Below are 19,739 nucleotides of genomic sequence, written 5' to 3'. Positions count from 1 at the left end.
ACTTGTTATAATTGCCTCGTTTATAATTCACGTTAATCAGCCACCATATTGTCGCCCGATAAAGATGGTATCTCCTGAAGCGGACTGGAATACCGGAATCTCCATAACATCAGAGACCGATCGCGCCAGCTCTTCCAGTGATCTGAAATACGCGGCACCATCAATGGTAGCATCAGCTAAATCCGGATCTACAATTTTTACTGTAGCTCCATATCTACTCTCGATGAATCTTGCGAACGCACTTATCTTTGTCTGATCAAACTCTACCTGACCCGTTGCCCATGAAGTGTAAAAACTTGAATTCACCTTGGATTTAGTCAGAATTTCCTGGCTGGTAAACTCAATCATTTCTCCCCTGGCAACGTCAAAATCTTGAACTACGGTAGTACCACTCACAGCTCGAACATTTACCATACCCTCCTGCAGTACCACACGGGACAAATTGGGATCAACAGTGACCATAAATTCAGTGCCGATATCCTCAATTACTCCATCCGGAGTGGTAACCGAAAAGGCCGGAGGAGATTCAGCGAATCCCTTTTCCACATCAAAAAACGCCTCGCCGTGCAGTTCAACATTGATAGGTTCGTTTTCCAGTAATCCCACATCATAGGTAATCGTGGAATTACCATTCATCACAATCTTTGCTTCCTTGTCCCCATTGGTGAATCGTAAAATTTTCTGCTGACCGGCATCGGTTGAAACAGACTCGAGTTTCGATATTTGGGCCAGCTCAGTAGATTGATTTGAAATCTCATAGTAATAAACTCCGATCCCTACAACAGCAATCAGGAGCACCGCAGCTACGGCCCTGAACATCCATTGAACCCGGGCACTGTTATTGGAGGTTTTACGCTTGTATTTATCTTTGTTTTTAATCGTTTTATTGTAAAGACGCTCCCATTGACGCTCTTTATCCGACTCGGCCGATTTTGCAAACTTAAATCCTGCAATTTCTGACATCGCCTGCTGCACTTTTTGCCGATTGACCTCTGAGGCCTCCATCCATCGGTTCCAATACTCTTTTTCTTCGGCGCTGGCAGTTCCATCTATAATCCGCCGAAACGAATCGTTATGGATGAGTTCTGCGACGGTATAGTCTTGTTCTTCCACTTGTTAACGTTATTTGATTCTGGGCATTAATCTATGACTGCAACTCAATAAAGGAGAGCTAAGCTTATCCGGCATCTACTCAATCTTTTTTAATTTATTTTTGGTAAAGCAGATACCAGATAAAACAATCTCAAATGAATAGGGCAACGACTGGAACCCTTTATATTTACTCTCGTTGAACGGTCTTTCCATCCAGGTTTTCCAGTTTTTTCAACCTGAATAAATCGGAAAGATATGGCAAAACTGTAATCTGCCTTACAAACTGGTTGGTCTTAAGCTGAGATATATCACATAACCAGTTTTAGATGATATACTACAGGGATGGATACAAAATTCTGTAGTTCTTCTTTTGGGACTCAAGCGAAATACTGGACTCCTCCCCGTCAAACCAGTGGACTTCAAGCTGAATAGCTTGCTTCTCAGGATGGGTGCCCAAAACAGCGACCAGGCTGTTCATGGAGTAATGCCCTGTTCCGGCCTGCACTTCCCGCAGGGGACCTTTGGTTCCATCATCATAGACTACTCGCAGTGTCGTGCCGATGCCGGCCTGGTTTTGCCCGGGTCCCTGTAGTTCTACACGAATACCCGGCCTGCTGACGCGGTTCATGTACAGCTTCGTTGTTGAATCGCGCTGGGCAACCGCCAGATCGACTTTGCCATCCTTGTTGAAATCACTGAACGCCGCTCCCCGCTGCTGGCCATATATTTTAATCCCGCTTTCCGGACCGCCAACCGGGACAAAACGGCCCGTTCCATCTCCCTTTAACAGTATACCCCGACCGGCATCCTGCCGGGGGAAACCTTCGGGAACATCAAAGTAGTTCTGCGTCATGAACAGATCCTCACTGCCGTCGTTGTTGTAATCGGCTACAACAATTCCATTACCGGTGGTAAACTGTGTTTCCGTGGGCAGTGGATGAGCTTCAAAACCATCACCGGTATTCAGGAATACCATATGCTTGAGCGTATTGACCTCTTTGGAGGGAAGTTGACTGAGGGGAGTGCCCAGCAGTTGCTGCAGTGACTGACCGGCGTATTGCTCGTACGAGTTAACGGGACCCGATACAATGGAGCCGAAGACCGAGTACTCGTATAGCTTGCGCATCGGGATGTACGCTTCCATCGGCACGTCGTAGCGAGCCTCGATCATCTCCATACTCCCATCGTTGTTGAAATCGTTGTGGTATATTTTGAGCGGATGATCAGTCCGAAGCTGGTAGGGAGAGTTTTCGCCCAGGTTGGTGGCCACGATATCGATGAGCCCGTCATTGTTGAAATCACCGGTGGCCACACTGCTCCAGCGACCTGAATACTTGCCTAGCCCCGTGGCTTCGGTTATATCGCTGAATGTACCATCTTGATTCTCAAACAGCTTAACCGGACCCCATTCAGTGCTTATAATAAGGTCCGGATCACCATCTGCATCATAATCGGTGAACACGGCCCCGGTCACCATTCCGATTTTATTGAACGTCCTCCCCTGGGATTCGTCCTCAACAAAACGGCCATTTTCGTTGCTGAACAACACAGAATTTCCGCTCAGGGGATACAGACCCGGTATCACCCGTCCGCCGACAAACAGATCCAAATCACCATCTGAATCATAATCGGCGACTGCAACAGGACCGGCCGAAGCGTTGATACCCGGAATATTCTGCAACTTGCCGGAACCATCCCGGCCAACCATAAACCGAAATCCGGCGGGTATAGAACCTCGGCCACTGCTCAGCTGATAATCAGAATTCCCGATCACCATATTAAAATGTTCAGCTGTGGGCCAACCCAAAATTGAAGTAGATACGCCCGGGCTCAGGGCCTCCTTGCCGGCCAGTTCTATCCTGTTAAATTGCCCGTTACCCCGATTTTCATATACACTCAGTTTGTCGGTGGAGTTGCCTCCAATAAACAGATCATCATCTCCATCCATGTCATAGTCAATCCACGTGACACCGGGTCCTTCCGCGCTTAACTTGAACGGGAGCAGGGGCTGTCGCTCAAAATCATCATGGGAATCACTGGTATGGCGGTGACCTACACGGGCAGAAATATCTTCAAACACCGGTTGCTGAACTTCATTCCCGGATTCAGGCGTTGAACGGGATTCTCGCTCTTCAGGCTCGTAAATATCATAAATCCGGTTGGCGGCCACATGTTCCACTTTAGTTGTTTTACCACCGGGCCATTTTACGACAAGGGTATGATCCCCGTTGCCCGGATCTGCTGCAAAGGTAACTCGCGGGTCAGAACCGGAAAGATAGTCGCCGCCCGCCACGAGATCTTTGGATTGTGTCACCGGACCTCCCTCGAGTATAACCCTGGCCCCGATTCCCTGTGTATTTGGTGACTGCCCATGCAAGCGAACGCTGATCCGGGGTGCAGCGCTTTTATTTTTAAAGATTGCAGGTTCAGCCCTGAAGCGCGTTGTTACCACGTCCAGATCCCCGTCATTGTCAAAATCGGCAGTGGCCAGCCCGTAGGAGACGTCTGTTTCATTAAAACCCCATTGCTCGCCCTGTTCTGAGAATGTCAGATCCCCATTATTCCGGAAGATCTGGTTGCGCAGGTCCAGTTTTGGGGCTGCTTTCTCCAGGTTTACCGCCTCGTACTGTCCCTTGTTGCGGATAAAATCCATATCCATGGCATCATACGGGTACCCGGTATTTATAATCAGATCCTCATACCCATCCAGGTCGATATCCATAAAGCGGGTAGCCCACGACCACCCGGACGCTTCAACGCCGCTGTAGTAGGCGATCTCCCGGAAGGTGTTGTCCCCCCGGTTCAGGTACATGGTGTTGTGCATATACTGCGGCTGGTAGGAGGCATTGGTAATCATGGCGGGCCGCTTCTCTTTGGAAACATTTTGGCTGGCCTGCATCATGTAGTCGGGGCTCAGCATATCGGTTACAAAAAAGTCGGCGTGACCGTCCCGGTTGATATCGGAAATATCGACCCCCATGGCCGAGTAACTGAATTTCCGAATGCCGTTTGGATCCATTTCCCGGAACGTGCCATTACCCTGGTTGATCCAGATCCGGTCGGGGCTAAAATAGTCGTTGCAGATGTAGAGGTCGGGGTGCTGATCCCCGTTGATATCCTGGAACCTGGCCGTTAGACTCCATTCCGGTTTGAGGGTAAACGGTTCTCCATTTGCCTTCAGGAAACGCCCCTTTTCGCTGGTGACTTCAGTAAACTGCCCCGAACCGTCATTTATATAGAGCTTGTTCGGTTCGCCTATCTCAACCACAGTGGGATTTTTATTTTTCCGGTAAATAATATCGTAATACTGCCCGAACGGTTCGTTGAATTCAAACTGCATGTTGCCCGGGTTTGTCCCGTCGTCCACCCTTCTCAAAATATTGGTGGGCCGCAGTTCTTTCTCGTCAAACAGGTCATAGACCCTCTTTTCCCGGTAGTACGCTATATACAGGTCTAGATCACCATCCCCGTCAATATCGGCCATGGTCATGGTGGTGGAGCCGCTGCCGGGTTTGAGTCTGCTGTCTTTTTTGAGCTCAAATCTCCCCTCTCCATTATTGATATACACCGCATTTTCCCCGTCCACGGTGGCAACAAGCAGGTCCGGGCTGCCATCCCCGTTTACGTCGGCAAAGAGCGTGCCCGTACTGTAATTCCCGGAGTGGGCCACCCCGGCCTGTTCCGTAATATCTTCAAACTGGAATCCCCCAAGATTCCTGTAGAGCTTGTTGGGGCCGTTCATCTGCGAAAAATAGATATCTGTCAAGCCATCCCCGTCCACATCCGCGGTGGCCACCCCGGTCCCATCCAGCAGGAAGCGGTTTTGGCTGATCTCCTCCTGGGTCACGCGATGCGTAAACTCAATGCCGGTCTCTGAAGATTCCAGCTTTTGAAAGCCGGTTTCGCCGGAATTTCCTGGCTCTACTGGAGTCCAATCGTGAAATTCTTCCTGTGGAGCTCCTGTACTGGAACTGCCAGTGGTGTATGCCTGCTCGGCCGGATCTGCATCTCTTTTACACACGGCAAGAAGGAGCGCAACACAGACATATACAAGTACCAGTTTAACTTTAGGCATCAGTGCTCCAGAAATTTGATGATTTCCCTATGCCGAGTAGTTTTCAAGAGAATTGATAAGAGTTTTGAGTCCATTGGAACAGTGAATAAATCCACTTTACTCATTGAAGGAGAGTATCAATCCGTTCTTTTCTACTCATTTCTTTAAAAATTAAAAACATGATACCAGTCCAGGAATCTCAGAAGAAGTGGAAAAACAGCCTGCTAAAAAACTTTGCAATAAAATAATAGTGTCTCTTACCGGGAGAAACAGTAACTCAGCCAATAAAAAAATGGGAGTATGAAATAAAGGAAAGCATCATTGATATGACGAGCTTCATGATTTCATTATCAAGAAGCGATCGCAACGTCTCCATGGCTCGGTAAATATGATTATAAACCGATTGCCTGTTTATGGATAAAATCTCTTCGATTTCACCGTAACTCATCCCATTGAAAAAGTGAAGAAGGATAACTTCTTTTTGTCGCTCGGGTAGCTTATTGAGAGCTTTTTGAAGCTTGTCTTTGTTTTTATGCTTTATCTCATCGGTAATTATCAAATCTTCCCTGCTGAACTCAATAAAAATATTTGGATCCAACTCACTGAGATCACCGATTTTTTTATTCTTTTTTAGCTTTTTCAGAATTTTTCGCCGCAGTGAAACAAAGAGATAGACATTCGGAGAATCGATATGGTCCAGCTCGCCCCTTCTCTCCCACACATTTTGGAATAGATCTTGAATACAGTCTTTTACAACTTCCGGCCTCTGGCATATTTTTGTCCCGTACCCGTACAACCCATCATAATAGGCATCGAAAAGATCCTTATAGGATTTCTTCTGATTATTGCCATTTACAAATTCCGACCAGATCGTACTTTTTGCCTTCCCTTTTCCCATATCGGTAACCAGATATTTTGAGTACTGTCACCAAGGTGAAATCCCCTAATTTCGCCTTGAATCCTTTATATGTTATCTATCCCTGGTCTAGATGAGCTAGGCAATAATTTTGTTGCTAATTTTCAACATAGTTAAATAATGGCTAATATCAAATTTTTAAGATTCTATTCATGTAGCCCAATAATATTGAAGCAGATCTTCGAATCTTGTTTAATCCTTTGTAATAAATGATTCCAGTAAAACAAGCTATAGCTACCTTGAATAATAACCTGAATAAGGGACCGGTACACCAGGTATCGCTTTCGTCGGCAGTTGGCCACATTTTATCAGAAGATGTATATGCTCCTGTAAATCTCCCTCCTTTTGACCAGTCTGCGATGGATGGATATGCTGTAGCAATCGGATGCTCACCCACATACACCGTGATTGCTGACGTGGCAGCGGGTGAGCAACACGACCTCAGGCTGGAGGCAGGGCAAGCCGCTCGAATTTTTACAGGTGCCGCAATTCCGGAGGGTGCCAATGCTGTTGTGATGCAGGAAAAGGTACAACAAAATGGATCAACCATTCATGTAACTGATGTGGAGGAGTATGATAATATACGGCCGGGCGGTGAACAGATCATGAAAGGAGATTTGGCTCTCTCCAGGGGAACCGCTCTCACTCCCGCAGCAGTGGGATTCCTGTCTGCCATGGGAATTGAAAAAATTTCTGTATATCAAAAACCTCGTATCAGTATCCTGGTTTCTGGAGATGAACTCGTATACCCCGGAAATGACCTGCAACATGGTCAAATTTATGAGAGTAATTCAGCACAGTTAAAGGCTGCGCTGGCCTCGGAAGGCATTACTCAAGTGACCAAAAAGCATGTGAGAGATGAATTCGAGACGACGAAACAGGAGATAAAAAAGGCAATTTCCCGTAGTGATATTGTAATTATAACGGGTGGTATTTCAGTGGGAGACTATGATTTTGCAGGCCAGGCAGTGAACGAGCTGGGCGTAAATGAACTTTTTTACAAAGTGGCTCAAAAACCCGGTAAACCTATCTATGCTGGCAAAAAGAGTGACACCCTGGTTTTTGCACTACCAGGTAATCCAGCTTCATGCCTGACCGGGTTCTACATCTATGTTCTACCGGCTGTCAGGCATTTCCTGGGATATACTGAATCCCATCTTAAACGAAAGAAGCGTAGAATTTCCAGCGCTGTTACAAAAAAAGAAGGCAGAGCCCTTTTCCTGAAAGCCAAGTTGAAAAATAATAATACGGTTGAAATTCTTGAGGGACAGAGCTCCGCCATGCTGCATACCTTTTCCATAGCTGACGCACTTGTTTATCTTTCACCTGATCAAGTCGTGGTAAAAGAGGGGGACGAAGTAGATACCATTCTATTGCCAGTCAGAACAAATTAATCGACACCTGGGGTTTATACCTGACCAAATATAGCTTTCAGAAGTTTTAAACTGTTTTTAAAGGAATGGATACGATGAATACAGTTACCGGAATCATACTTGCCGGAGGAAAAAGCTCCAGGATGGGCCAGGACAAAGGCTTGATGATTTGGAAAGGACAAACGTTTACCGAACATATTATTGAGGCCCTGGATCCTCTCGTTGATGAGTTATTCATCGTTTCAAACTCTGACAAATATAAACAGTTTGGGTTGCGCGTTTATCAGGATGTTCTGGAGGATCGGGGACCACTGGGTGGAATATACACCGGGCTATCCAATTCTGATGGATATCGGAACATCATAGTTAGCTGCGATGTGCCACTCATAACGACCAACACGTTGCACCAATTGATCGCCCATGATGAAGAGAAATATGACATTGTCCAGCTATCAGACGGATCCCGTGAGATACCGTTGGTGGCGATGTATAAAAAAAGCTGCGAAGGCCCATTTCTGGATCGTTTGGAGCAAGATAAATTAAAGCTTCAAGCTGCCGTTTCAGCAATGAAGGTCAAAACAGTGATTCTGCCAGAAGAGAAAGCTTACACTCTTAGAAACATCAATACGCAAGAAGATTTCGAGAATTTACGAGATGCAGGTAACAGCTGAATCCTTTTGGGTGGGTACAACTGCTGAAGATCCAAAAACCAATAAAATTATTTTTGATGTCGTAATTTTTTAATACTATTCTTTTAATTAATGTTCAGAACTTGAAGATCAGTTGACAGGGGAAACCAGGTCTTCAGGAGCAGACCAATACTTTGCAAGGAGTGTTTTCTGCCTGATTATCACCAGCAAAGTAAAAGAAATGCACAGTAATTTTTCCATACCTGGCTCCACCGGCATCAGTTTTCTATCAAATTCAAAATGCCATTCAATAATTGGTATTAAAGCAAAAACTTTTTTCCCAATTATTCACTGTCATGCCACCTTTTTTTGCATGCATTGGCAGACTATTTAAAGATATCATTGCAAAACATCTGTAATCGGTTTCAAATTATTTAGTTAACTCCCCCATGAAAGATTAATCCCTCATATGGTTGACATAACGTCTAAAATTAACACACTGCGAACTGCCACCGCCCAGGCTATTGTAAAAGTCGGAAAAAGTGATACAATAGAGGCCGTTAAAGACAAGGAGATTCCGAAAGGAGATGTCTTTGAAGTGGCTAAAACAGCCGGGCTTTTTGCCGTAAAACGGACAAGTGACATGATCCCCGACTGCCATCCCCTGCCGGTTGAAGCAACCACAGTAGAATTTTCTATTGAAGGACTCGAAATCGCCATCCATATGAGCGTCAAAACAATTTATAAAACCGGCGTCGAGGTGGAAGCGATGCACGGGGCGTCGGTAGTGGCATTGACCATCTACGACATGCTGAAACCCGTTGACAAACAGGTGGAGATTCAACATATAAAATTGCTTCAAAAAAGTGGCGGGTCATCCGATTTCAGTGATCCTGTACGGTCCTCATTTAAAGCCGGGATCGTCGTATGCTCCGATTCCATTTCGGCCGGCAAGAAGGAGGACAAGGCGGGAAAGGCCATTATCGATAAACTGGAGGAATATGATCTCACAATTGCCGACTACAGCATCATTCCCGATGAAAAGGATAAAATCCAGCAGAAGGTTCATGATCTCAGAAAGCAGGGATGCCGGCTCATAATCTTTACCGGCGGGACCGGCCTCTCAAAACGGGATGTCACGCCCGAAGCGGTCTCCGAGCTGATTGAACGAAGAGTGCCCGGCATCGAAGAGGCAATTCGAAGCTATGGACAGGACCGCATGCCCTATGCCATGCTTTCCAGGAGCGTGGCCGGAACCATCGGGGACAGCCTCCTGCTGGCGTTGCCCGGCTCTACCAACGGGGCCAAAGAATCGATGGATGCCGTTTTCCCGCCGCTCTTTCACATTTTCAGAATTTTGAAAGGCAGCAGTCACTAAATGGGACCTTTGCTAAAGTTCGGAGGGAGTTGTACTCCCGGTTAACGAACATGTGAGGTTTGTGGTACAACCTCCTCCCAACAAAGGGGTACTACATCCGAGGCTGTCCAAAAAGTCCAAACCAGGAAATGAGTGCCTTAATAATTAAGGTGATATCAATCTCCCTAAATCCCTCTTCTCCAAGAGGGACTTCAAAAGTGCCTATATTGTATCTTGAGCAATATCGCAATCCAAGAGTTCCTCCTTGGAGAAGGAGGACAGGAGGATTGACCGATCAATTGGAATCATGTGCCTTATTTTTTAGGAATCTGATTGTTGGACTTGACTTTTTGGAGAGCCTCACTGTTTCCCTGCCATTTGAAGGCAAACAGGCATCCGGTTGAGACAATTATGTCGAACTCAGGGTAGTTTACGTTTTTTCGATTCATTACACTAATAACAAGGTTTGGGATTGGGGAGCCCATTACCAAAAAATGAGATTGTTATGGAGAAGAAAAGAAAAGTAGAGATAAAAAAGATAAAGGATACAGCTGTCGGGTTTCCGGCGATCAAATCAACGGGCAGTCGGGTGCTGGAAAACATGAAACTGAAAGAGGGGCTGCAAACCCTGTTCAAGCTCAACCAGGTGGAGGGCTGTGACTGTCCCAGCTGTGCCTGGCCTGATCCCGACCCGGATGACCGGTCAAAAATAGCCGAATACTGTGAAAATGGGGCCAAAGCGATTGCCTGGGAGGCGACGCGCAAAACAATTGGACCCGCTTTTTTCGAAGAATACAGTGTAGAAGAGCTCCGGGAAAAATCCAATCACTGGCTGGAAAAGCAGGGGCGACTCACCACACCGATGGTATTGCGGGAGGGCGCCGCACACTATGAAGAGATATCCTGGAAAAGAGCTTTTGAGTTGATGGCGGAACAGCTCAATAGTCTCGACTCCCCGGACGAGGCTATTTTCTATACTTCGGGCCGCAGCAGCAACGAAGCGGCATTTATGTACCAGAATTTTGTACGCCAGTTTGGAACCAACAACCTGCCCGACTGCTCCAACATGTGCCACGAAGCCTCCGGGAAGGCTCTTGGGGAAACCACCGGCATCGGCAAGGCATCGGTCACCCTGAATGATATCCAGGAAGCAGATGTGCTGATGATTATCGGTCAAAACCCGGGCACCAATGCCCCGCGCATGCTTACCGAGCTACAGAAACTCAAAAAGAACGGCGGCAAGATCATCGCCGTAAACCCGATGCCTGAAGCGGGATTCATGGGATTCCGCCATCCCCAGAAGCCGTGGGAGTGGCTGGGCAAGCCCACCAAACTACAGGACCTCTACCTGCAGGTCGAAATCAACGGGGACGTCGCACTCATGAAGGCGATCATCAAAATACTGCATGAAGAGGATAAGAAATCCGGGGGCACGATCTTTGACCATGACTTCATCAGGAACCATACCGACGGGTATGATGAGCTCATGGCATCGCTCGAAAATGAATCACTGGCCGCCCTGATCAAGGCCAGCGGGGTGTCGGCCGACAAGGTCCATGAAGCGGCGGCCATGATCCGGGACAACAAAAAGATCATCATCGCCTGGGCGATGGGCATCACCCAGCATAAAAACGGGGAGGATACGATCCGGGAGTTCGTCAACCTGCTGTTGCTCAAAGGCTCCATCGGTAAAACGGGCGCCGGTACCCTGCCGGTCCGTGGTCACAGCAATGTACAGGGCGATCGCACGATGGGCATATGGGAACAGATGCCGGATGCTTTTTTAGACCGCCTCGGGAAGGCGTTCGACTTTGATCCGCCGCGCAAACACGGCGTAGCCGCCGTGGATGCCGTGAAAGCGATGGCCGAGAACAAGGCTAAATTCTTTCTGGGGCTGGGCGGCAATTTCACCCTGGCGACCCCGGATACCAACCTGGTATTTGAGGCTATGCAGAAATGCGAGCTTACGGCCCATATTTCTACAAAACTGAACCGCAGTCACGTTGTACACGGCAAACAGGCCTTGATCCTGCCCTGCCTGGGACGAACGGAGATTGATGAAACATCCAGGGGACGCCAGTTTGTAACCACCGAAGATACCGCCGGCCGTATCCGGATGTCGCAGGGCAACCTGGAGCCCGCTTCCGAGCACCTGAAGAGCGAACCCTCGATCATCTGTGGATTGGCTGAAGCTACGTTGAATGGTAAAAGCAACACAGACTGGGCTGCCTATGCGGAAGATTACAACCTGATCCGTGATAAAATCGAAGAAGTCATTGACGGGTTTGAAGATTACAACACCCGCATTCAGCAGCCCGGGGGCTTCTACCTGCCGAATGGTGCCCGAGAAGGCCGATTCGAAACCGACAACGGGAAGGCACACCTGACGGTCAATCCCGTGCCCAACAACGAAATCGCGCCGGGCCATTTCATCCTGATGACCATGCGGAGCCACGATCAGTTCAACACCACCATCTATGGCTACAGCGACCGGTATCGCGGTATCGAGAACTCGCGCGAGGTGATCATGATGAACCGGAATGATATGGAAGAGCTCGGTCTGGAAGCCAAAGACTATGTTGACATAACCAGCTATTTTAATGGTGAAGAACGTTCCATCACTGACTTCCAGGTTGTTCCGTATGATATTTCTGAGGGATGCATCGGGATGTACTTCCCGGAAGGGAATGTGCTGGTGGCAATCGACAACAAATCACCGGAAAGCCTCTGCCCTTCCTCCAAGTTTGTAGAGGTAAGTATACAACCTTCGGCGTCATGATATCGACTAAATCACAAGTATCAGTAGTCTCGGTAGACCGCGTTAAAGGAGAGACCTGTGATCAGGTTGACGATTTGGTCGCTGTGGAGGAACCACTACAGATTCGACTCCAGTTCAAACAGCAGGGCCAGTGGCAGGAGGAGTCCCTGGCCGTGACCATGCGCACGCCCGGGAACGACTTTGAACTGGCGGCGGGGTTCCTGCTCGCTGAAAACGTGATAACCGGGCTCGATGACATCCACACCATCCGCCACTGCCACACGGTGAAGGAGGAGGAACAGGGCAATGTGGTGATCGTCAAGCTCGCCTCCCAGGTCTCTTTTGACATGCAAAACCTGGAACGCCATTTCATGACCACCTCCAGTTGCGGAGTATGTGGGAAAAGCGCCATTGATGCCATCACCTGTAACCATGGCAGCCTGAATCAGAAATCTTCCCAAAAGGTGGATATCCAGACGATCCAGCGGCTGAATGATGTCCTGGAGAAGGAGCAAACGGTATTTCGCCATACCGGTGGACTCCATGCCTCTGCCCTGTTTAATTTTGATGGAGAACTGCTCCTTTTACGTGAAGATATCGGCCGCCACAATGCCCTGGACAAGGTGGTGGGAGCTGCACTGAGCAAGAACCTGGTGCCGCTGCAAAACACCCTGGTTTTTCTGAGTGGCAGGGTGAGCTATGAACTTGTACAAAAATCGGTCCAGGCGGGGATCCCAATTATCATTGCAGTTGGTGCTCCGTCGAGCCTGGCTGTGGAATTAGCGAAAGAAAAGGGTATTACGTTGGTGGGCTTTCTGCGTGATAAACGATTTAATGTATATAGTCATAGTTCTCGAATCGAGAAAGCTGGATAATATTTCAATACCGCTGCCCACGCTTGGTCAAATCCCTTATTGGCTGATCTCGTGCAGGTAGAAAACATAATCGGTCGGCACGCCCCCATGACCCCGTTGACGCAGGATAAATATGGACTGACATGGCAACTTTCCCTGGGAACACTGGATGATGTGCACGGGTAAAAAATCGTCCTCTCCGCCGATCCCAACGCCGAACAGTGTGGCTGGCTGAAGGATAAATTCGGTATTTCGTGGCTGGTGGTTCCGGAGGGGATGAACGAAATGCTAAATGCTGACGATTCCGAAAAAGCCAAACGCGCCATGCAGGCGATGCTGCAAATGAAAAAAATAGAGATCTGGAAATTAAAGGAGGCTTTCGAAGGTAAATAACCTCAACGCGGGACCAGGATGATCCAAAATCATTTTATGGCTGTGCCTTTTCGGTCTTATTTTTTGTTCCTTTAAGATCAAGATAAAAGGAACAACTCTTTTTAAAAAAACTGGTACAATTTTCTTTTGGGGGCTTCCTAACCGTCCCTCCCTGTTCATTTTCTCATCGATGAAAAAACGAACCTAAAAAATCGCCGCCGGAGGATGGGAATTATGAATGAAGAATTAAAAATGATGAATCTCGAAGGGGTACCGGGAAGAAGAGCACGGGTCTTTCCCCCTTGTGGCAGTTATGATTGAAAAGCGGTAAATGATGTTCGAAGGGGGTGCAGGGGGATGAAGAATGAATAATTAAAGATAAAACCAATGACGGTTTATTTGAGTACAGGAGCATGAGCTAAAAATTGCAAACCTGGTCTTCCCGGCCTTGAATGGGGCGCAGAAGCCGAAGCAGGCGTTTGTGGATGTTGCACCGGTGAGAACCTTGATAGCGGGCAACCAGCGTGACGGACCACCATCAACATCCACGCCTGCACAGGCTGCAGCGGGTGCCCCATTCACCGCCTTGATTTTTTTCGTGAGGCTGTCCAAAAAGTCCAAACCAGGAAATGATTGCCTTAATAATTAAGGTGATATCAATCTCCCTAAATCCCTCTTCTCTAGAGGGACTTCAAAAGTGCCTATATTGTATCTTGAGCAATATCGCAATCCAAGAGTTCCTCTTGGAGAAGGAGGACAGGAGGATTGACCAATCAATTGGAATCATGTGCCTTATTTTTTTAGGAATCTGATTGTTGGACTTGACTTTTTGGACAGCCTCACAACTCTATTGTAGACAACTGCTCCTTTTTCTTATTGAGGCTTCCTAACCATCCTTCCTTGTCCATTTTCTGTATAGCAAAAAATAAATACCCCCTTCGGGGAAACAGGTTACATTTCATTTTTATATATTGGTGCCATACTTGCAATACTGCCACTATCCTTGCCGCTTTAGCTGATCGGGAGATTGCAGGAGGATTCCTAAATCAAGAACGGTCATCATGGCATCATGGAAACAGGAAGAGAGTTTAAAGAGCAGCGATACCTGACGGAGAATCTCATCCGTCTGCTTAACAAACTGAAATTTTCAGATATCCGGGTAAAATCGCATACCATCTACTCCGATCCCGACCAGATCACTTTTCCCGCCAACATTCGACCCTACACCCCGTCGGTTGTCGCCCAGAAAAACGGATTCGTCTATTACTTTGAACTGGTCTGTGACAATGGCCTTGATCTAATCCGGCTGCAGGAGCCGTTGAAACTGTTGCATGAATTTGCAATCAAAAAATGGAACTCCGCCCTCATCCTTGTCACTTCGTACGGGAATAAAAATGCAGTTGAAAAAACCGCCCGTCAATGCAAGATGCCGTTTGATCATATCTGGGAACTGTGAGGCGTTTTCATAATATCCGCTTTATGGTGTAAGGTATTTTACTACAGCGGTTTCATCATTCCTCGGGTTTTCCGGCAATCCACTTACTGTATTCTTAGGACATACCGTTAACACTGAAAGGAGACGCAAATGCGATATTCAATATTCTTTACGGCAGTACTTACCCTCGCTCTAATCGGCTGCGGTGGAGAACCGGGTCAGCATCCAGCAAACCGGGATATATCGATCGATAGCTCCGCTGTGGTATCTGAAGGACAGATGATCAGCCAGGCGGCGTTCAAAACTCTGAGTTCCAACCTGCAGCAGGCGATGGCGGAGGGAGGCGTGGAAAACGCCCTCCGTTTTTGCAATATCGAGGCGATGCCGCTGACCGATTCTCTTTCCACGCACTTTGACATTGAGCTTCGAAGAGCGTCTCATCGACCGCGCAACCCTTCCAACCGGGCCGACTCCCTGGAACTGCAAACCATCCAACAATACTTGTCGGAAATTGAAGCCGGCCGGGATTTGAAACCGGTTATTTATACCTCCGGCTCAACAATCTCCTATCACGCTCCCATACGTATTGCCGGACCGCTCTGCCTGAACTGTCACGGACAGCCCGCCACCGATATTGCCAAGCCGGATCTGCAGGTTATCCGGGAACTTTATCCCGAGGATGAAGCGACCGGGTTTTCGCTTGGTGAGTTGCGGGGAATCTGGAGTATCCGTTTCCCGGCCGACTATTTTGATGCGGAACCACAGGTGGATGAAGAGTAATTTTGCCTCCGTGACAGAGGGAGACCGTTTTGTGTGAACAAAAACGAACTCAAAAAGTCAACGCCTGTAATTTTGCTATTGGTTTTCAGGAACCTTTGCAGAACCTGCTATTTTGTTGGGAGGTGGGTTGTACCACCGACCTTATGACCTTGTTAAACGGGAGTACAACTCCCTCAGAACGAGGGATTGAGGATTTTTCAAAGCCAAAGCCCCCCATGATTATTCAAAATACTCGTGAGAAATCCGGGCTAAATATCCGGGGTAATGACTCCTGTGAAAAAAGATACCATCTTATGGAGAAAAAGATACCATCTTATGGAGAAAAAGATACCATCTTATTCGATAAAAGATGGTAGCCTCTTTTAGCCTGACAAAACGGGTTGTTGGTAATCTGCGTGTAGAAGCTCATTTTGCAAGGTCATCGCCCGCGCGCTCCTCGTTCCTTATACCTGCACTTTTTCCTTAAAATATGCCAACGTCTTGGACAAACCTTCGCTGCGCGAATACTGCGGCTCCCACTCCAGGATCTCCTGTGCCCGGCTGATATCAGGCTGGCGCACCTGCGGGTCATCTTTGGGCAACTCCTCAAAAATGATCTCGCTGTCGCTGCCGGTGAGCTCAATAATTTCATTTGCAAACTCCAGGATACTAACCTCCTGCGGATTTCCGATGTTCACAGGATCAGAATAGTCGCTCTGCGACAACCTGTAAATCCCTTCCACCAGGTCGTCAACGTAGGTAAACGACCGCGTCTGCGAGCCGTCTCCATAGACCGTCAGCGGCTGCCCGCTCAGGGCCTGACGCATGAAGGTGGGCAGCGCCCGTCCGTCGTGTATGCGCATGCGGGTCCCGTAGGTATTAAAAATACGTACAATCCGGGTTTCCACCCCGTGGTAGCGGTGGTATGCCATCGCCATCGCCTCGGCAAACCGTTTGGCTTCGTCATAAACTCCACGCTGGCCGATGGGGTTCACATTGCCCCAGTAATCTTCGCTTTGGGGATGAATCAGCGGATCGCCATACACCTCGCTGGTGGAGGCCAGCAAAAACCGGGCGCCTTTCTCCTTGGCCAGTCCCAACGCCTTGTGAGTCCCCAGAGACCCTACCTTCAGGGTTTGAATCGGCATCTCCAGGTAGTCAACGGGCGAAGCCGGAGACGCAAAATGAAGGATCAGGTCCAGATCACCGTTCACATGGATATAGTTGGTTACATCGTAGTTGACAAAGGTGAACTGCTTATTCCCGATCAGGTGACCAATATTGTCGGCCGTGCCAGTCGACAGGTTATCCATACAGATAACTTCATACCCTTCTTTTATATACCGGTCACACAGGTGCGAGCCAAGGAATCCGGCCCCGCCGGTGATGAGGGCACGTGGTCTTTCAGAGCTTTGGGTTGTATTAGTGGTTGTCAAAATGCTTTGGCTTTAATTATTTACACTTGTAGAAGTGTAGAATTGTAGAACTGTCGAAAACAAAAAATCAACAATAATTATTTTTTAATTTCAATAAAGCTATAGCCTTTCCTTTAGACTTTCTTCACTCTTCAATTGATATTTATATAGAGCATTTAATTTATTCACAATTTCATCTAGTTGTTTGCGAAGTTGAGTATATTTTTGGTTATCAATATAGTTAAGATCATATGCTCCAATTAGATGGTTAATAGTTTCCAAGGCACTGGTGTATGACATATTGGTATACTTTGCTTTATCAATATTAGTCGCTCTACCAGATCCCTCTGCTAAATTATCACAGATACTATTTGTGGATCTCCTAACTTGACTTGTCAAACCAAATAATTCTTCTTTGGGAAATTGACTGCTTACTTTATATATATCCTTCCTTAATTGCCGAGCTAACTGCCAGACTTCTAACTTCTCAAAAGAATATGTGTAGAAATCTTGACTCATTTATCAATTCTACAGTTAGACAATTCTACAGTTAGTCGATAGTCTAATCTGCCGGCTCCAGCTCTTTAGTCCCAACTGCCGGGCGCCCAACACTGATGTAGGTGATGCCGGCTTTACGAGCCCGTTCAAGGTCATAGAGATTACGGCCGTCAAAAATAACCGGGTCATCGGCCTCAATCCATCCTTCCAGTCCATCGATCGTGGGACGACGAAACTCGTTCCATTCGGTGCAGATCACCAGCGCGTTGATACCCACGAGGGCGTCTTTTTGGTCATGTACAAAGGTGGTGTTGTCGATCACTTCCCGGGTCGTCGCCTGCTTAAAGGTGCCGATTGCTTCCGGATCATAGGCTCGCAGGGTTGCTCCCCGTTTGACGAGTTCGTCGGCGATATATAGCGCCGGAGCCTCACGGATGTCGTCGGTTTCCGGTTTGAAGCTGAGTCCCCATATGCCAAAGGTCATGCCCGAAAAGTCATCAGTCCCGAAATAATCCTCCATTTTTTTGACAATCGAGATCTTTTGCTCATTGTTCACCTTCATAACCGAATCCACAATCCGGAAATCGTAGCCGTGCTGGCCGGCCGTATGGTGGATCGCCTGCACGTCTTTGGGAAAACAGCTGCCCCCGTAGCCGATACCCGCAAACAGGAACCGCTTGCCAATCCGCGAGTCGGTGCCGATGCCGCGGCGGATATGGTCGACATTGGCTCCAACCCGCTCGCAGATATTGGCAATTTCATTCATAAAGGTAATTTTGGTAGCCAGCATGGCGTTGGCGGCATATTTGGTCAGCTCAGCACTGCGGCGGTCCATAACAATAATAGGATTGCCCGAGCGGACAAATGGCTCGTAGAGGGTGGTCATAATCTCGGCGGCCTGCTCACTGCCGGTGCCGATGACCACGCGTTCGGGATATTTAAAATCTTCAACCGCCGCCCCCTCGCGTAAAAACTCAGGGTTGGAGACCACATCGAACAGCTCGGGATCGACATGCTCGCCGATCATTTTTTCCACCCTGTCGCCGGTACCGACCGGTACGGTCGATTTATTAACGATGACCGTATAGCTGTTCACAATAGGTCCAAGCTCTTTAGCTACCGCCATCACCGCACTCAGGTCGGCCTGACCGTCGCCCCCCGGCGGGGTGGGCAGGCACAAGAATACGATATCGGCATCGGGTACCGCCTCTGCGATATCGGTCGTAAAATGCAGGCGCCCCTCCCGTCGGCTGCGGGCAAAAATCGTTTCCAGTCCCGGCTCATAAATCGGAATTTGCCCGTTGTTCAGCTGCTCAACCTTCTCCCGGTCAATATCTACACATGTTACGTGGTTTCCAGAATCGGCAAAGCAGGTACCCGAAACGAGTCCCACGTAGCCGGTTCCTATGACTGCTATATTCATCTACTTCGTTATTTTTGATATAAATTTATTTTAAAAGTCCTTCAATCCTGTTGTAATCCTGCCGTGGAAATATGTTTCCGGGAGGCAGAACTAAAACCGGAGAATGTGCCCTGAACACGTTCCTTTCACGTACAAGGTTGCACCGGAGATAATTACATAGTTGAGATCGTAGAAATCATCGCTCTTTTATACCGCTGATATATCAATGCCTTTACAACCCCGTGAAAGGTCAGTTGATTATAAGGAAGTCTCGCGGTTTTATCTAGCACGGATTATTGTGGCAAGTAATGTTTCTATTATCTCCCCACGTATGCTGCAAAGTGGAGAATTATGAATGAAGGATGATGGATTATGGATTTCGAGGACCCGTCCTGAAGGGGGATCTCATATGAACGAGTTATAGCATCATGCCCCGACCGGAAGAATTTCTGTCTGACGAGGGGGGCGGGCTACAAAATATACACCCTGGTCTTTCCCGGCCTTGAATGGGGCGCGGAGGCCGAAGCAGGCGGGTGTGGATGTTGCACCGGTGAAAGTTTTGATAGCGGGCAACTTGCGCAACGGACCATCAACATCCACGCCTGCTGAGGCTGCAGCGGGTGCCCCATTCACCGCCTTGAGTTTTTGGTTCCTTTTGGGTCAAGCCAAAAGGGACACCTCGGTTGGGGAAAATAACCTCCTGTTTATCATAAAGGCTTCCTTATCATCGTTCCTTGTTCATTTTTTGTACGGCCAAAAAACGAACCAAAAAAGCCGCTGGGGAATGGTAGATGTTCCCCTTACCAGCTCGTTCCCGGCCGGTTG

15 protein-coding genes and 1 pseudogene are annotated in these 19,739 nt (G+C 48.0%); 10 read left to right on the top strand and 6 right to left on the bottom strand.

All coding sequences use genetic code 11. The features are described 5' to 3' along the window. Positions 1 to 36: 36 nt before the first annotated feature. The 3 genes from ACG2E4_RS16585 to ACG2E4_RS16575 all read right to left on the bottom strand — a co-directional run bounded on the left by ACG2E4_RS16585 (position 37) and on the right by ACG2E4_RS16575 (position 6,044). Entirely contained in the window at positions 37 to 1,113 is a 1,077-nt protein-coding gene (locus tag ACG2E4_RS16585) for a FecR family protein (RefSeq protein WP_395277261.1), read from the bottom strand. A 313-nt stretch (positions 1,114 to 1,426) separates the two neighbouring features. Beyond that, entirely contained in the window at positions 1,427 to 5,167 is a 3,741-nt protein-coding gene (locus tag ACG2E4_RS16580) for an FG-GAP-like repeat-containing protein (RefSeq protein ID WP_395277260.1), read from the bottom strand. A 256-nt stretch (positions 5,168 to 5,423) separates the two neighbouring features. Next, complete coding sequence (locus tag ACG2E4_RS16575) at positions 5,424 to 6,044, bottom strand: RNA polymerase sigma factor (RefSeq protein WP_395277259.1); 621 nt, start codon at positions 6,042 to 6,044, stop codon at positions 5,424 to 5,426. A 227-nt stretch (positions 6,045 to 6,271) separates the two neighbouring features. Here ACG2E4_RS16575 and glp point away from each other — a divergent pair, with 227 nt between their 5' ends. The 9 genes and pseudogenes from glp to ACG2E4_RS16530 all read left to right on the top strand — a co-directional run bounded on the left by glp (position 6,272) and on the right by ACG2E4_RS16530 (position 15,976). Then, entirely contained in the window at positions 6,272 to 7,456 is a 1,185-nt protein-coding gene (gene glp / locus ACG2E4_RS16570) for a gephyrin-like molybdotransferase Glp (RefSeq protein ID WP_395277258.1), read from the top strand. Positions 7,457 to 7,530: 74 nt separating this feature from the next. Beyond that, positions 7,531 to 8,106: a molybdenum cofactor guanylyltransferase gene (locus ACG2E4_RS16565; RefSeq protein WP_395277257.1), complete on the top strand. Its 576-nt coding sequence runs from the start codon at positions 7,531 to 7,533 to the stop codon at positions 8,104 to 8,106. Between the two features lie 427 nt (positions 8,107 to 8,533). Beyond that, a complete protein-coding gene (gene moaCB / locus ACG2E4_RS16560) occupies positions 8,534 to 9,442 on the top strand; it encodes a bifunctional molybdenum cofactor biosynthesis protein MoaC/MoaB (protein WP_395277256.1) in 909 nt (302 codons plus the stop codon). A gap of 484 nt (positions 9,443 to 9,926) precedes the next feature. Then, positions 9,927 to 12,200 carry an FdhF/YdeP family oxidoreductase gene (locus tag ACG2E4_RS16555; RefSeq protein WP_395277255.1) on the top strand — a complete coding sequence of 758 codons (2,274 nt, stop codon included), beginning with the start codon at positions 9,927 to 9,929 and terminating at the stop codon, positions 12,198 to 12,200. Then, the gene (gene fdhD / locus ACG2E4_RS16550; RefSeq protein WP_395277254.1) at positions 12,197 to 13,054 is read left to right on the top strand and encodes a formate dehydrogenase accessory sulfurtransferase FdhD; all 858 of its coding nucleotides are present in this window, start codon (positions 12,197 to 12,199) and stop codon (positions 13,052 to 13,054) included. Before ACG2E4_RS16555 ends, fdhD begins: the two co-directional genes overlap by 4 nt. 168 nt (positions 13,055 to 13,222) lie before the next feature. Beyond that, positions 13,223 to 13,297 (top strand): annotated as a pseudogene (locus tag ACG2E4_RS16545) (VOC family protein); the annotation flags it as partial. A gap of 1,177 nt (positions 13,298 to 14,474) precedes the next feature. Beyond that, positions 14,475 to 14,861, top strand: a complete 387-nt coding sequence (locus tag ACG2E4_RS16540; RefSeq protein WP_395277253.1) for a hypothetical protein — start codon at positions 14,475 to 14,477, stop codon at positions 14,859 to 14,861. A 129-nt stretch (positions 14,862 to 14,990) separates the two neighbouring features. Further along, positions 14,991 to 15,620, top strand: a complete 630-nt coding sequence (locus ACG2E4_RS16535) for a DUF3365 domain-containing protein (protein WP_395262523.1) — start codon at positions 14,991 to 14,993, stop codon at positions 15,618 to 15,620. Between the two features lie 29 nt (positions 15,621 to 15,649). Continuing rightward, positions 15,650 to 15,976: a hypothetical protein gene (locus tag ACG2E4_RS16530; RefSeq protein WP_395277252.1), complete on the top strand. Its 327-nt coding sequence runs from the start codon at positions 15,650 to 15,652 to the stop codon at positions 15,974 to 15,976. An 87-nt stretch (positions 15,977 to 16,063) separates the two neighbouring features. Here the strand turns inward: ACG2E4_RS16530 and ACG2E4_RS16525 are convergent, their stop codons facing one another. The 3 genes from ACG2E4_RS16525 to ACG2E4_RS16515 all read right to left on the bottom strand — a co-directional run bounded on the left by ACG2E4_RS16525 (position 16,064) and on the right by ACG2E4_RS16515 (position 18,935). Further along, positions 16,064 to 17,035 (bottom strand): UDP-glucuronic acid decarboxylase family protein, encoded by a 972-nt coding sequence (locus ACG2E4_RS16525; RefSeq protein ID WP_395277251.1) that lies wholly within the window; start codon positions 17,033 to 17,035, stop codon positions 16,064 to 16,066. Positions 17,036 to 17,134: 99 nt separating this feature from the next. Further along, positions 17,135 to 17,533 carry a four helix bundle protein gene (locus ACG2E4_RS16520; RefSeq protein ID WP_395277250.1) on the bottom strand — a complete coding sequence of 133 codons (399 nt, stop codon included), beginning with the start codon at positions 17,531 to 17,533 and terminating at the stop codon, positions 17,135 to 17,137. A 43-nt stretch (positions 17,534 to 17,576) separates the two neighbouring features. Then, on the bottom strand, positions 17,577 to 18,935 hold the full coding sequence (locus ACG2E4_RS16515) for a UDP-glucose dehydrogenase family protein (protein WP_395277249.1): 1,359 nt from the start codon (positions 18,933 to 18,935) through the stop codon (positions 17,577 to 17,579). 514 nt (positions 18,936 to 19,449) lie between these two features. Between ACG2E4_RS16515 and ACG2E4_RS16510 the strand changes: the two genes are divergently transcribed. Continuing rightward, a partial coding sequence (locus ACG2E4_RS16510) for a hypothetical protein (RefSeq protein ID WP_395277248.1) occupies positions 19,450 to 19,739 on the top strand: 290 nt, incomplete at its 3' end.

It is taken from the genome of Halalkalibaculum sp. DA384, from assembly GCF_043951955.1.
Classification (GTDB): Bacteria; Bacteroidota; Rhodothermia; order Balneolales; family Balneolaceae; genus JAMQKA01.
This window is presented reverse-complemented; position numbering and strand designations above follow the sequence as displayed.

Coding starts and splice junctions, on each gene's coding strand:
- ACG2E4_RS16580 (WP_395277260.1), bottom strand. CDS start 5,167: ATGCCTAAAGTTAAACTGGTACTTGTATATGTCTGTGTTGCGCTCCTT.
- ACG2E4_RS16575 (WP_395277259.1), bottom strand. CDS start 6,044: ATGGGAAAAGGGAAGGCAAAAAGTACGATCTGGTCGGAATTTGTAAAT.
- glp (WP_395277258.1), top strand. CDS start 6,272: ATGATTCCAGTAAAACAAGCTATAGCTACCTTGAATAATAACCTGAAT.
- ACG2E4_RS16565 (WP_395277257.1), top strand. CDS start 7,531: ATGAATACAGTTACCGGAATCATACTTGCCGGAGGAAAAAGCTCCAGG.
- moaCB (WP_395277256.1), top strand. CDS start 8,534: ATGGTTGACATAACGTCTAAAATTAACACACTGCGAACTGCCACCGCC.
- ACG2E4_RS16555 (WP_395277255.1), top strand. CDS start 9,927: ATGGAGAAGAAAAGAAAAGTAGAGATAAAAAAGATAAAGGATACAGCT.
- fdhD (WP_395277254.1), top strand. CDS start 12,197: ATGATATCGACTAAATCACAAGTATCAGTAGTCTCGGTAGACCGCGTT.
- ACG2E4_RS16540 (WP_395277253.1), top strand. CDS start 14,475: ATGGAAACAGGAAGAGAGTTTAAAGAGCAGCGATACCTGACGGAGAAT.
- ACG2E4_RS16535 (WP_395262523.1), top strand. CDS start 14,991: ATGCGATATTCAATATTCTTTACGGCAGTACTTACCCTCGCTCTAATC.
- ACG2E4_RS16520 (WP_395277250.1), bottom strand. CDS start 17,533: ATGAGTCAAGATTTCTACACATATTCTTTTGAGAAGTTAGAAGTCTGG.
- ACG2E4_RS16515 (WP_395277249.1), bottom strand. CDS start 18,935: ATGAATATAGCAGTCATAGGAACCGGCTACGTGGGACTCGTTTCGGGT.